The 13167-nt window shown below is 39.7% G+C and carries 13 protein-coding genes; 9 read left to right on the top strand and 4 right to left on the bottom strand.

The features are described from left to right. Positions 1 to 7: 7 nt before the first annotated feature. On the bottom strand, positions 8 to 1282 hold the full coding sequence (locus tag LCL91_RS00875) for a purine/pyrimidine permease (protein ID WP_224879159.1): 1275 nt from the start codon (positions 1280 to 1282) through the stop codon (positions 8 to 10). 185 nt (positions 1283 to 1467) lie between these two features. Between LCL91_RS00875 and LCL91_RS00870 the strand changes: the two genes are divergently transcribed. The 5 genes from LCL91_RS00870 (at position 1468) to LCL91_RS00850 (ending at position 5097) form a co-directional block, all read left to right on the top strand. Beyond that, positions 1468 to 2742: an NCS2 family permease gene (locus LCL91_RS00870; RefSeq protein WP_224879157.1), complete on the top strand. Its 1275-nt coding sequence runs from the start codon at positions 1468 to 1470 to the stop codon at positions 2740 to 2742. Positions 2743 to 2841: 99 nt separating this feature from the next. Continuing rightward, positions 2842 to 3684, top strand: coding sequence for a polysaccharide deacetylase family protein (locus tag LCL91_RS00865; protein WP_224879155.1), 843 nt, complete (start codon positions 2842 to 2844; stop codon positions 3682 to 3684). Positions 3685 to 3744: 60 nt separating this feature from the next. After that, the gene (locus tag LCL91_RS00860; protein WP_224879153.1) at positions 3745 to 3864 is read left to right on the top strand and encodes a DUF6254 family protein; all 120 of its coding nucleotides are present in this window, start codon (positions 3745 to 3747) and stop codon (positions 3862 to 3864) included. A gap of 70 nt (positions 3865 to 3934) precedes the next feature. Then, complete coding sequence (locus tag LCL91_RS00855) at positions 3935 to 4141, top strand: heavy-metal-associated domain-containing protein (RefSeq protein ID WP_224879151.1); 207 nt, start codon at positions 3935 to 3937, stop codon at positions 4139 to 4141. 164 nt (positions 4142 to 4305) lie between these two features. Continuing rightward, complete coding sequence (locus tag LCL91_RS00850) at positions 4306 to 5097, top strand: two-component system sensor histidine kinase NtrB (protein ID WP_224879149.1); 792 nt, start codon at positions 4306 to 4308, stop codon at positions 5095 to 5097. Here the strand turns inward: LCL91_RS00850 and LCL91_RS00845 are convergent. Both LCL91_RS00845 and LCL91_RS00840 read right to left on the bottom strand, forming a co-directional pair. Further along, complete coding sequence (locus LCL91_RS00845) at positions 5094 to 5945, bottom strand: YihY/virulence factor BrkB family protein (RefSeq protein ID WP_224880150.1); 852 nt, start codon at positions 5943 to 5945, stop codon at positions 5094 to 5096. The two genes, LCL91_RS00850 and LCL91_RS00845, sit on opposite strands and share 4 nt — an antisense overlap. A 121-nt stretch (positions 5946 to 6066) precedes the next feature. Further along, positions 6067 to 7101: an LCP family protein gene (locus LCL91_RS00840; protein WP_224879147.1), complete on the bottom strand. Its 1035-nt coding sequence runs from the start codon at positions 7099 to 7101 to the stop codon at positions 6067 to 6069. Positions 7102 to 7353: 252 nt separating this feature from the next. Between LCL91_RS00840 and LCL91_RS00835 the strand changes: the two genes are divergently transcribed. From LCL91_RS00835 to LCL91_RS00820, 4 genes are all read left to right on the top strand, one after another. Beyond that, entirely contained in the window at positions 7354 to 9009 is a 1656-nt protein-coding gene (locus LCL91_RS00835; protein WP_224879145.1) for a PAS domain S-box protein, read from the top strand. 128 nt (positions 9010 to 9137) lie between these two features. Next, positions 9138 to 10166 carry an SEC-C metal-binding domain-containing protein gene (locus LCL91_RS00830; RefSeq protein WP_224879143.1) on the top strand — a complete coding sequence of 343 codons (1029 nt, stop codon included), beginning with the start codon at positions 9138 to 9140 and terminating at the stop codon, positions 10164 to 10166. Positions 10167 to 10337: 171 nt separating this feature from the next. After that, positions 10338 to 11183 (top strand): STAS domain-containing protein, encoded by an 846-nt coding sequence (locus LCL91_RS22145; protein ID WP_224879141.1) that lies wholly within the window; start codon positions 10338 to 10340, stop codon positions 11181 to 11183. Between the two features lie 296 nt (positions 11184 to 11479). Continuing rightward, on the top strand, positions 11480 to 12166 hold the full coding sequence (locus LCL91_RS00820) for a DNA alkylation repair protein (RefSeq protein ID WP_224879139.1): 687 nt from the start codon (positions 11480 to 11482) through the stop codon (positions 12164 to 12166). A 38-nt stretch (positions 12167 to 12204) separates the two neighbouring features. Here LCL91_RS00820 and LCL91_RS00815 read toward each other — a convergent pair whose 3' ends face one another. Further along, the gene (locus LCL91_RS00815; RefSeq protein WP_224879137.1) at positions 12205 to 13032 is read right to left on the bottom strand and encodes a CAP domain-containing protein; all 828 of its coding nucleotides are present in this window, start codon (positions 13030 to 13032) and stop codon (positions 12205 to 12207) included. Positions 13033 to 13167: the final 135 nt, after the last annotated feature.

Here is a 13167-nt window from a genome sequence, read left to right as displayed (position 1 = left end):
CGTCGTTTTAGTGCTTTTTGTAAAGAATCTGCTCTGTCAAAATGGCGGTAATTGAACCAAGAATGAGTCCGTTATTCAAAATCGAAGCGGCAATAGGCGGAGCTTGTTGAAAAGCTTCCGGCGGGATAAACATCGTACCAATCCCAACCATAAAGGAAATGCCTATTATAAATGGTTTTCCCTCAGATTCATCCTTTTTAAACTCGTTAAACGCAATACCGACCATGTTCACGAAAACAATGAAAATAACAGCATAGCCAACCGGTTCAGGTAAAGCTGCAAAAAACGCCATTAACGCTGGAAATAAGCTGATGACGATAATGAATCCACTTCCTAGAATGAATGGAAGCTTTCGTTTCAATCCTGTCGTTAAAATAAAACCTGCAGCACCTGAGATTGGTACACTTCCTACGGCTGAAAAGATCCCTCCTAATAATTGATTGATTCCAGAAATGAACCCTGCCTGCCTGTATCGGCCCATAGGCTTTGTGTTTGATAACTTATATAATACTTCTTCTACGACCCGAATACTTGCAATCATATTCGTAAGAAGAAGCAGCGTCACAAGTACTGCGGTCATAATCATGCCAGAATCCCAGGCTGGATAACCAAATGCAAAGATCTCAGGAAGCTGGATCACTCCTCCTTCAGGAAGAACAACGGGCTTCGCTAACCCCAGAACCGCAAAGACACCCCATCCAAAAATTAAAATAATAAGGATGCTATATTGTTGAATCATTGCTGGCATTGATCTCGAAAACCAGATGGACACAGCGACAAGAAGCAACGACAAACCGGCAATTCGAAGGTCGATTCCTTCTTTTAGATACCCAACTCCCATCATTCCATTAAGAAAGGATCCGCTTAGTTGCGCGACAAGAAGAAGAAGATAAATTCCTGTCACAACCGGGGTGAACAGACGGGATAGTTTCTCCACTAAACCAAATGCGCTAAGGAGAATAAAAATAATTCCACTTGCGATCATCGCTAGCTCAAGTGCTTGCAGTGTCTCTATTTCAGAACCAAACAATGTGGAGCTTAACCCTGCATAAAGAACAAAAACCCCCCACCATAATCCCGCTGGCCCCTCATTAATCGGCAAACGGTGACCAAGCGTCGCCTGTAAAATCCCAGCGATCCCTAGAACAAACATCGTTCTTTGAACAAATCCTGCGGCCATAGCAGGATCTAAATGAAATAAGCTTGCAATGGCTACCGGAGCCACGATGGAACCTGCAATCATAAAGATCGCCCACTGAAGGGCAGATAACGTATTACGCATGTAAAAGCCTTCTTTCTTCTAAACAATTTATGTACTCGTATTCATCTTATCAAAGCGATCCATGAAGGTCATTACGTATTTTTCCACTATAAAAACCTCCCTTGCTCTGCTATACTAGTTTATTGGTGATTTGATTTTTCAAATACACGGGTGGGAGAGGGAAACACAAGTAAGAAGGGAATAAAGTGAAAACGAAAATTCATTTTGATTTTCAGGCTCACGATACTTCACTGAAGAAAGAAATTCTTGCAGGCATTACATCATTTTTTACGATTGTTTATATTGCAGCGGTTAACGCGTCAATCCTTGCTGATGCAGGAATTCCTTTCGAAGCAGGAATGATTGCAACAGTCCTGACGTCAGTGTTCGGCTGCCTGTTAATTGGATTTTATGCAAATGCACCGATTATCCTCGTTCCAGGAATGGGTGTCAATGCGTTCTTTACGTATACAATGGTTGAATCAATGGGATTAAGCTGGGAGGTGGCACTCGCTTCTGTCTTTGTTGCAGGGATATTATTTGCGATAACAGCATTTACACCGCTCTCCGGTGTGCTTTCAAAAGCAATCCCGCGTTCATTAAAAGAAGCGATTACTGTCGGAATTGGCTTATTTCTTACATTCATCGGTTTACAAAAAGGCGGGATTGTCGTTTCAAGCGACTCCACATTTGTGGCACTTGGAAACCTTGGGTCCGCTCATGTGATTGCAACTCTTGTCACGCTAGCTTTAGCTGCCATTCTCTTCATTCGAAATGTGAAAGGCCATTTTCTTATCAGTATGTTAGCCGGGACTGCACTTGCCTGGTCACTCGGACTAATTGAGACAGGGCAACAAAGTAGCTTTTCATTCTCATCCTACGGATCGGTATTTGCTGCGATGTCTTTCGATGACATTCTGATGCTACCTTTCTGGATCGCCACGTTCTCTATGGCGATGATTCTTGTCTTTGAGAATATGGGTTTGTTAACCGGTTTACTGCCAGATCAGCGGAAGTTTACTAAGTCTTATCAAGCAAATGCGATCTCAGCGATATCATCTGGCCTTTTCGGTACGAGTCCAACCGTATCGACTGTTGAAAGTGCTTCAGGAATTTCAGCTGGTGGTCGAACAGGACTCACTGCTATTACAACAGGGTTATTGTTCTTAACGTCACTATTCTTTATCCCTATTTTCAAAATCATACCAGAATCGGCGATTGCGCCAGTTTTGATCATCATTGGTGGTCTGATGATTACATCCATTCAAAACATTTCCCTACAAGATTTTTCTGAAGGGTTTCCTGCCTTTTTAATTATCGTCATGATTCCGCTCACCTACAGCATTGTTGACGGTATTGCATTTGGCTTTATTGCATACCCATTTCTAAAAATCGCTTTAGGGAAAGGAAAAGAAGTACCTGTACCGATGTACATTATCGCAAGCCTCTTTTTTATAAATTTTTTCTTACACACCATCTAGAGGGTAAGAAAGTTCTCTAAACCTCCTTGATCTTCATTAAAGGAGGTTTTTTCTATTTCATCTAATCTTTTTATGATATGCTAAATTCTGGTGATAAACATGATAAGCGTAAAACAAACTGGTCTAATCCTTATTTTCTTCCTCCTGATCGGATGTCAATCCCATCAAGCTGATAGCCTCCCTCCTCTTGATGAATCGAATGTGAAAAGACCTGTTCCTTCTTTTTTAGTTGATCATCGAAAGGAACAGCTAATTACAAAATACGAAAACAAAATCCCAACTGAATTTGGTGAAAATGTATCAGGGGTATACACTCATTTTCGTTCATCCAAAAAGGAAATCGCCTTAACATTTGATGCATGTGGAGGGTCACATGGGAATGATGTTGATGAGACATTAATCTCATTTTTAAAAGAAAACAAGCTTCCTTCCACCCTATTTATTAACAGTAGATGGATTGATCAAAACACTGCTTTATTCCAAGAACTTGCTCGTGACCCGCTCTTTCAAATCGAAAATCACGGCACGCATCACAAACCTCTTTCTGTAAACGGGCAGTCAGCCTGGGGGATCTCAGGGACAGCATCGGTAAAAGAAGTGATTGAAGAAATGAAAGAGAATCAAAACAAAATTGAAGAACTAACTGGTAAGAAACCGACACTTTTCCGTTCAGGCACAGCTTACTATGATGACGTAGCTGTTCAAATCGCTCAAGATCTTGGTGTTCAAATTGTAAATTACACGATACTTGGGGATGCTGGTGCAACTTATAACGTCCAACAGGTGTACGATGCTCTGTTACAGGCACAACCCGGGGACATTGCTCTTCTTCATATGAATCAACCGACTAGCGGCACGGCAGAAGGAGTTGAAAAAGCGATACCCGCCTTACAAAAAAACGGGTATACATTTGTTCACCTTCACTCCCAACATTTACAGTGAGTACATTTTGGTCTGCAGGCCACCTTATTAATGAACACGATGATAAGGGGTGAAAAACTGATGAGTCAGTCTAAAGGACAACGCGAAAGACAATTCCGTAAAAGAAAAGAAGCACAAAATCCACATGGTAAAATTAAATCATTGGAGCAGCTTTCGAACGAAACTCCGAATAAACCTTAGCGTATTATGACAGATTAAACTCCTCCTAATTCGGGTAAAGGCTTTTAGAAGATGAAAGGAGTTTAGCGCCATGAATGAAATGACTGTATCCGTAAAAGGAATGAAGGGCGAAGAATGCATCCAGAAAATCGAAGCTGCCCTCCTTTCTTTAAACGGCATTGAACGGGCTTTAGCTGATCTGAAAAAAGAAACGGTCACGATTATGTTTGATGAAGAAGCCTTAGACGAAGCAACAATCATGCAAACAATTGAAGAAGCGGGCTATCAACCTGCCTAATTCAAAAAGAATCTGCCTAGCGCAGATTCTTTTTTTATACCAAATTTAAACAATATTCTTCAAAAACACTCTAATTCTTTCCTACAAACATTCAATCTTCGCAATTCTTGGGTGTTACTCTATAACTATGCCTTAAGGATATGTTAATGAAAGGGGTAAGGGACTTGGAACAGTCTAATTCTAATGCTAAGGAAATACCTAAACAGACTGCATTGCCATCAGTAGAGGACTATTCTCACTTGCTTGAACAATTAGAGGCGTTAACTTATGAAAATCAAGCACTAAGCAACGTAAACACGCTTGTTGCGGGCGTTGCTCATGAAATTAAAAATCCTCTTACGATTATGAAAGGCTTCCTTCAGCTAATTAAACCTGACCTTGATAAACTACAAAAAAGCGACATTGCTGACCTATTGCTAACAGAAATCCAGCGAACGACCGATCTAATTGAAGAGTTTCTTCAACTTGCTCGCCCTGCAGAGCTTACATCTGAACGAATTGATCTTATCCCCTTCCTAAAAAATATTCTCCTTCTTTTTCATAGCCAGGCAAAGTTAAGCAAGTGTGACCTGACCACAAATCTACAACAGTTCAAACTTCCTATCGAAGTGATGATTAACCCTGGCCAGTTCAAGCAAGTTTTTCTTAATGTAATGAAAAACAGCATCGAAGCCATTCGCATGACGAACCGTAGCAATGGGGTAATCTCACTAACAGTCGCACAGTATTTTAATGAGGTGACAATCTCTATACGTGACAATGGCGTTGGAATGGATGCACTGACTCAGAGTCGTCTTTTTAAACCATTTTATACAACAAAAGAAAAAGGAACGGGCCTCGGCCTGTTCCTTAGTAAACAAATTATTCAAAACCACAAAGGTACGATAAAAGTAAAAAGTTCTCCCTCGTTTGGAACAACCTTTTCGATTCAATTGCCTTTGCTCCATCCAGTTTAAAAACCAATTTGCTCTTTCTCACTTGAAACCTGTGTTTTTCGCTTGTTTTTGTGAAGTAGTGCATTAACCTCTCCCCCTACAAGAAGTATAATGCCGGTTAAATAAAACCAAAGCATTAAAATAATCACACCGCCAAGACTTCCATAAGTAGCAGAATAGTTACCGAAATTACTAACGTAAAATGCAAATGCAAGCGAAATGACCTGCCAGCCTAATGTTGCGACAAGGGCCCCAATGATCACCTCTTTAAATGGGAAATGTTTATTTGGTGCAAACCGATATAACGCTGCAAGGATGCACGCCATGATTGCCACAGCTACTACCCAACGAAGAATACGAAACAAAAATTCGGTCGAGCTCGGCAAATTTAATGATGAGGATACTGCGTCAATGATTACGTCTCCAAAAACTGGTAATACAAGCGTGACAATGAACACAAGAACAAGCCCAATTGTCAACAAAATCGAAAGAAGCCTTGCTTTAATAAAAGATCTTGTTTCTTCCACATCGTAAGCAAGATTCAACGCTCTCATCATCGCCATCATACCGTTTGAAGCTGACCAGATCGTCCCAAGTATACCTAAGGTTAATAAGCCGCCCTGAGGCTCACTAATGATGGAGAGAACATTATCCTGGAGGATGCTCCCTGTCTCTCCAGGAGCATATTTGGTAAGGAAATTCACCGCTTCCTGTTTATCAATTGACAAGTAAGGAAGAATCGAGAGAATGAGAATCAGTAATGGAAAGATCGATAACATAAAGTAATAGGCCAATTCAGCTGCAAGGCTCGTAACTCGATCCTCTCCGATTTCTTTTCCAAGTTTTTTAACAAACGATAATCCACCCATTTCGTTAACCCCTTTCTTACATTCTTTAGACCCTTTCCCTATAATCTTCCGCTGTAATCGTCCTTCATGATGAAAAGGAGCAGACATTGTGTCTGCTCCTTTTCGTATCATGCATCGAAGGTTAAGGCGTCGTCTCATCCTGTTCACCGTCTAATGCATTCATATTTCCATTTGGATCATTATTTTGATCCTCAAGGTTTAAGTGAGATTTAAGCTCTGTTTTAGCAGTTGCTAAAGACTGATCATCAAGCTTAAAATAGTAGGTTCCAGCTGGTTGGAAATCCGTACCTGTTAGCTGGAGTTTTTCCACTGTATCGATCTTTGAGATAAACGGATACATGCTAATTGCTTCATTAAAAGTAAAGCTCATCGTAAGGTTCTCTCCGATACGATCGACTACATCACCATACTTCGGTATAGAAGAAAGTGAGCTAACCTTGTCCATTGCAGCAGTAATCACTTCCATTTGACGTTGACCGCGTTTTAAATCAGAGTCGGCTTTACGTGTTCTAGCAAAGGCAAGTGCCTCTTTACCATTAAGTGTCTGCTCCCCAACTTCTAAATCGATTTTTCCTTTCGATTCTTTGTAAAGTTGATCAGCAACAAGCTGTGAATCAATTGTTACATCAATACCGCCAAGCTCATCTATGACGGTTTTAAAAGCATCAAAATTCACTCGGACAACCTCATCAATCGGAATTCCAAGTAAACCTTCGACTGTATCAATCGTTAAATCAATCCCCCCATAGGCATGAGCGTGAGTAATTTTGTCCATACCTCTACCTGGAATTTCAACGTATGAGTCACGAGGGATACTAAGAAGCTTCATAGATTTATCGTCTTGATTAAATGTAGCAACCATCATCGAGTCACTTCGACCATTCGATGTATTTTCTTCATCGTCTACACCTAATAATAATACTGAGAAATGATCTTTACCTATATCGACTGCACTGTTTCTTAGATCGGACTGATTTCCTCGATTTGGTTCCATCAGGGATTGGTCAGATACGCTAGATACTTTATAATAAAGATATCCTGCATAGCCACCAATACCAATTATCATAAATAATAAAAGCAAGAGTGTAATGCGCAATCCACGGCGTTTTTTCTTAGGTTTATATCGACTTCGAGGTTCCATTTGGTCTTCATTCATAGAAATTTTATCTCCTTCAATATAAATCTTGATTCTTTATTTATAGACCTTTCGCATCATCATCATAAAGATCGACGGTCAATCATTGCTGAAAAATGGCTAAACATGTCACTTTGCGTTAACCCTAGCTATAAATGTACCATTCTTTCTTATTACTTTCTACCTAAATATTTTTCCAGTGTTCGGGTTTTATTGGCATTCCTCCATTAACTTTGTAAAATACAAGATGATATAGAGAAAGGAAAAAAACTCTTGCATATAAAAACAAAATCAATTCCGTGGATTATTATTGGCAGCTATTTTTTGTTTGGTTCAATGTGGATCTTGCTTTCAGATACCATTCTTTATCGCTTTTCTACTGATTTTATTACTAACAAAGAAATGGGAATTTATAAAGGCTGGTTTTTCATCTTATTAACGTGTATCTTTCTCTATTTCCTTTTAAAGCACCTCCTTCAAAAAAACAAGGAGATGGAAAGCCAACTTTTAGAAAGTGAAGAACGATACAGACGTCTTGTTGAGTCATCACCCTATGCGATTTGCTTACTTCGAGATGGGGAGATTACTTATACAAATCAAACTGGTCTTGAAATGGCAGGTGTTCAATCACTCAGTGACCTTTACCAAACTCGCGAATCCTTAGTGGTAAACCATCACGACCAAAAGAAAATCAAAGAAATCTTGCACAGCATCCATACCAATGAAAGTGAACTCCCTGAAACGGTTGAATATCAGCTAATGCGCTCGAATAACGAAATAATCGACGTTGAATCAACCCTTATTCCGATCACTTTTGATAAAAAAGTAATGACCATTATTCAAACACGCGACATTACTGAACGAAAGCAAGCGGTAAAAGAACTATGGGAAGCAAAACAATTGATACAGGCTATTATAAGTGCCTCGCCAATTGCAACACTAGCGCTGGATATGAACGCAAACATTCGTCTTTGGAACCCAGCAGCAGAAAAAATATTTGGCTGGCATAGTGATGAAGTAATTGGAAAGAAGAGTCCAATTGTTCCTCAAGGAGAAAAAGATATTACGATACCTGAAATCATTGAGCATGGTCATATTGTAAATAAGGAAGTGCAGCGCATGAGAAAGGATGGCACTATCGTTCACACCGCTCTCTCTACAGCTCCTATTCAAGATGAAGAAGGTCAAATTAATGGGATTATGGCCGCTTTCATGGATATTACGGATAAGAAGAAAACAGAAGAAGCTCTTCTCAAAACAGAAAAATTATCGGCAGTTGGTCAGTTAGCTGCCAGCGTAGCGCATGAAATACGAAATCCGCTAACGTCCGTTAAAGGATTTATTCAGTTGCTAAACGACGATAAACCATTCGCAGAGAAAACGCCGTTTCTTTCAATTATGCTGTCAGAAATCGATCGAATGGACGCCATTATTAAAGACCTGCTCGTGTTAGCAAAACCACAAGCTTCTCATTTTACTTATTTCAAGGTGAACGAGCTACTTTCCTACGTACTGCAGTTATTAAGTACGCAGGCAAGTCTATACAACATTACGTTTATGAAAGATTTCACCGATGAAGACGACACGCTTTACGGTGAGGAGAACCAGCTTAAACAAGTTTTCATCAATTTAATTAAAAATGCTATTGAAGCGATGCCCGAAGGTGGTCGTGTCTGCTTAAAATCAGCCGTAAAAGATGCCGAGATCGAAGTCACTTTAACGGATGAAGGTGTTGGAATACCTGCACATAAACTTAAAACGCTCGGTGAACCTTTCTATACAACCAAAGAAGAAGGCACCGGTCTTGGCCTTTTATCTAGCTTTAAAATTATCGAGAATCATCATGGAACCATCGATTTTATAAGTGATGTTGGAATTGGAACGAAAGTAACCATACGTTTTCCTAAAAATAGTAATGGATCAGAGTGATGGTCTTTCATAAACCTTAAATAAAAGTAGGTCTTTTTATCTATTTTTTGTGCTTGTAACCCTATGTATGCTAAAATATCATTCGTCTCTTATTCTTGAATAAGTTTGACCTGAAGGAGGAAGCAACATTGCAAAATACGAAACGAAACGATCCCTGTCCTTGTGGCAGCGGCAAAAAATATAAAAAATGCTGTATGACATCTGAAAGTGCACAGGATCAATTAGAAGAACAACTATACACACAAGAGCTTTACACGGTTCAAGCTCAGCTCGTTGAATACGCGATGAGCCAACATGATCAGAAAATGGTTTCTCTAGCAAATGAGTTATTTACTAGATTTGATATCCCTAAAAACCTTGAAGAAGCTTATATGCATGGTGTTTTCCCGTGGGCGATTTTCCATCAGGCCGTTAATCAGTGGAATAAAACCATCGTGAAAGAGTACATACAACTCTATTCACACACATTCTCTACTGAGAAAGTGAAAGAAACGGTGAATAACTGGCGCGAGGCTTATATGTCCATTTACACAGTGGAAGAAGTATCGGGCAATACAGCTGTTGTGACAGAACTTAGCTCAAATCAACCAATCAGCATCTTATTGCATGAAGAAGTGATTATCGCAAAAGGAGAAAGCCTAGCTGGTATTCTTCTTCCGGTTAAAAACGGTGCGATGCCATTTATCGAACTTCTTAAAATTGCCCCTGACGCGATGCAATTGGTAGAACAGAAATTAGCAACTAAGGATGCCGCTAACAACGTACGCTCTATGATGCAAAGCGACTTCCCAGAAATTCTTAGTGAAATCGTGAAGCATGGTAACGGATCAGAAGAAACAGATGATTCAATTGACATGATTTGGTCTAGAAAAGAAGATGCTGAAGTGGCTTCTCTCTTTACTGAGCACGTTAGTGATGAATTTTCAAAAGAGCAGGTTCAAGAAATCCTTCACTTCTGGAAGGTATATATTCAAGAAGAACAGCCATCTGTTAGAAAACCTGCTATTTTTGCAGCTTCTCTTGAGTACCTTGCCTCCAAAGTCTTTGATTTACCGATTAGTCAAAGCGCCCTTGCTAAAAAATACGGAACATCTGCATCTAGTATTTCTAGTAAATACAAAGCATTTCACGAGCGATTTACCCCTGTTTTGAACTAGAATGCACTTTTCTTAAAGCAGAATAGACGTTTAATCAACAAACAATCTACTTAAATGGTATGATTTAAATATGACAGAACTCTTTGACTTACACGTGTTAACTGTTCAATTTCAAGTTATATTGACGTTAACACGTTTTGTTTGTAGAGCTATCTTAAGGGAGGCAATAAAGTGACTGCTGAGACACCCACTCAAAAAGTAGGAAGCTACATTCTTGATCAGGCATCTGAGATTGCACAGAGTACATACGAAAGACAGCGTCATGATTTTGACGAAACTGATTTTATAAATGAAACCAAATTATCTTTAACGAATACGACTTATTTAGTGAAATTGATTGGTAAAAGCCTGCAGCAAAACACCACGAATGCGATGACTGCAATTGAAGAGTTTGGAGAAGAATCTGGTGAACTCGTACAAGATGAAAATGAGATGATCATCTCGCTAATCGTTACGGTACCGCTCATTCGCGAGGCAATTTGGGAAGCCATTGAGCCCGTTGTTGAAGAGCTAAACATGAAGCCACGGGACGTTATTAAACTTCCTGGAAAAATCGATCCACTCCTTGATCAATTTGTTTATAGCTATGGTAGTACTTATATTACAAGCAATCAACAGCTTAAAACCAAGTACGACTCAACCCTTGAAGAACTATCAACTCCTATTATTCCAATTATAAAAAACCTGGCTATTCTTCCGCTTGTTGGAAATATTGATACGTACCGTGCAACGCTTATCATGGAGAAAACGCTCGAGCACTCGCGCAAATTACAGCTTAATCACATGATCATTGATTTATCAGGGGTTGTGACAATGGATACGATGGTTGCCAAGCACTTGTTTGATATTACAGAAGCACTCAGTCTTATGGGCGTTCAGGTTACCTTAACAGGGATCAGTCCATCGATCTCCATTTCAGCCGTTCAGTTAGGAATCGATCTTCATAAGCTAACCATTAAATCAAGTCTTCATAATGCATTAACAGACCTTGCTGTTCTCTCAAATCCAGCAACTTAATACACATTCGTTCACAATTCTGTCATTCTTATCAAAACTATCCCATAATAATCATTTTTTAAATAAGGCCTGCTATACTAAAGTCAATCCAGAAAAGCTTTCTCCTCAACCCGGAAAGCTTTCCTGGAATCCAACGTATAGTAAATAAATGCATCCCTTCCCTCCCCCGGGAAACCTCCTTATTTTAGTTTGAAAGAGCAGCGGCAAAGGCCGCTGCTTTTTCTATTTCTTTACAATTGAAACAGGAGACCAGCCATATTAAGCGAAGGAATCTTATTATAGAGAGGAGCTTTAATGTGATTAAATTAGATCGAATACAAGAAGAGCTTGAAGCTGTACAAAACAAAGAAGAAGCTAAAAAGATGGAAAAGTATATGCGAAATCACTTTCCCTTTCTCGGAGTTAAAACGCCTGAAAGAAGAAAAGCAGTTAAAACGGTTTTAAAACAGGAACGTATCCTTGATTTTCAGGAAATTCGTCCTTTACTTCAGGAACTATGGTTGTTATCAGAGCGCGAATATCAAAACGTAGCGCTGGACTTACTCGGCCACGTTAAGCATTTCCCAAAAGAGTCCATCGCTCTTATTGAACAGCTGATCGTGACAAAGTCATGGTGGGATACAGTTGATAGCCTTTCCGGGAACAGTGCAGGAAATTATTTCAAACAACATCCAGAAGAAATTAAGCCCGTTATTGATAAATGGATAAAAAGCGAGAACATGTGGCTAAACCGAAGCGCAATTCTCTTCCAACTTTCTTATAAAGAAACGACAGACTGGCCGCTTTTAAAACAAGTGATTTTATTGCATTCCGATTCAAAAGAATTTTTTATCCAAAAAGCTATCGGATGGGCTCTTCGTGAATACTCAAAGACAGCACCGGAAACAGTTGCGACCTTTATGAATGCACATCCTTTAGCTCCACTCAGTAAAAGAGAGGGTAGCAAAATACTTAAAAAGAACAAAACGGAGGTATCAAAGTAATACAAAAAAACCCATCCGTAAGGATGGGTTCACTCTATTTATTTCCCAATGAATTGCTGCGTCCAAATGTTGCCTTCTTCTACATAGCCAACACCAATGTGAGTAAAGCTACCATTCATAATGTTTTTACGGTGACCTTCACTGTTCATCCATGCATTGACTACTTCTTCAGGTGTTTGTTGCCCTTTTGCGATGTTTTCACCCGCTGATTGATAATCTACACCAAATTGATTCATCATATCAAATGGTGATCCGTAAGTCGGGCTGTTGTGAGCAAAGTAGTTATTGTCTCTCATATCTTCAGATTTCGCCTGTGCTACTTTACTAAGCTCAGTATCTACTTCAAGTGCAGATAGACCAGCTTTTGCGCGTTCTTCATTTGTAAGGTTCACAACTTGCTGTTCAAATTCTGATAGGCCTGTCTCAGCTTCTGTTTCTTTTGTAGGTTCGGCTTGTTCAGCTTGATTTGACTCTGAAGGGACTGGCTCAGTTTCTGCAGGCGCTTCTGCCTTTTCTTCTACCGGTGCTTTCGCTTCAGGCGCTTCTGCCTTTTCTACCGGGGCTTTCGCTTTAGGTGCTTCTGCCTTTTCTTCTACTGGGGCTTCTGCTTTAGGCGCTTGGTCGGCTTGCTCAGTTGCCTGTTGAAGAAGCTGATCTAAATTAATTGAGTCGTTAATTGAGATATTATATTGTTTTTCAAAACGGTCAAGAATGGATTGAAGTTCATTTATGTTGTTGACCTGGAAAGTTTGAGCTTTTACCTCCGCATTTGCGAATTGATTTCCTTCGCTTGCAGAACTTGCTGATGGATTTGCTGCCAGCAGGGCTGCTGCCGCTGTGACACCTAGAATAATTGATTTTTTCAATGTGATTCCTCCCTGATTGGTGAAATTTCTTACATGATGAGAATATCACAAGATTACTAGTCTAAAAGACCGTAATAACTTCCTTTACCGGTAATCCATACCAGAGGCACTTTTGGATTAAAAGATGGAATCTGG

This window comes from Guptibacillus hwajinpoensis, assembly GCF_020171785.1.
Taxonomy (GTDB): Bacteria; Bacillota; Bacilli; order Bacillales; family Guptibacillaceae; genus Guptibacillus; species Guptibacillus sedimenti.
This window is presented reverse-complemented; position numbering and strand designations above follow the sequence as displayed.

Bases quoted from the DNA above. Each gene is read 5' to 3' on its own strand.
- LCL91_RS00840 (WP_224879147.1), bottom strand. From the start codon at position 7,101: ATGAATGAAGACCAAATGGAACCTCGAAGTCGATATAAACCTAAGAAA.
- LCL91_RS00845 (WP_224880150.1), bottom strand. From the start codon at position 5,945: ATGGGTGGATTATCGTTTGTTAAAAAACTTGGAAAAGAAATCGGAGAG.
- LCL91_RS00865 (WP_224879155.1), top strand. From the start codon at position 2,842: ATGATAAGCGTAAAACAAACTGGTCTAATCCTTATTTTCTTCCTCCTG.
- LCL91_RS00855 (WP_224879151.1), top strand. From the start codon at position 3,935: ATGAATGAAATGACTGTATCCGTAAAAGGAATGAAGGGCGAAGAATGC.
- LCL91_RS00875 (WP_224879159.1), bottom strand. From the start codon at position 1,282: ATGCGTAATACGTTATCTGCCCTTCAGTGGGCGATCTTTATGATTGCA.
- LCL91_RS00860 (WP_224879153.1), top strand. From the start codon at position 3,745: ATGAGTCAGTCTAAAGGACAACGCGAAAGACAATTCCGTAAAAGAAAA.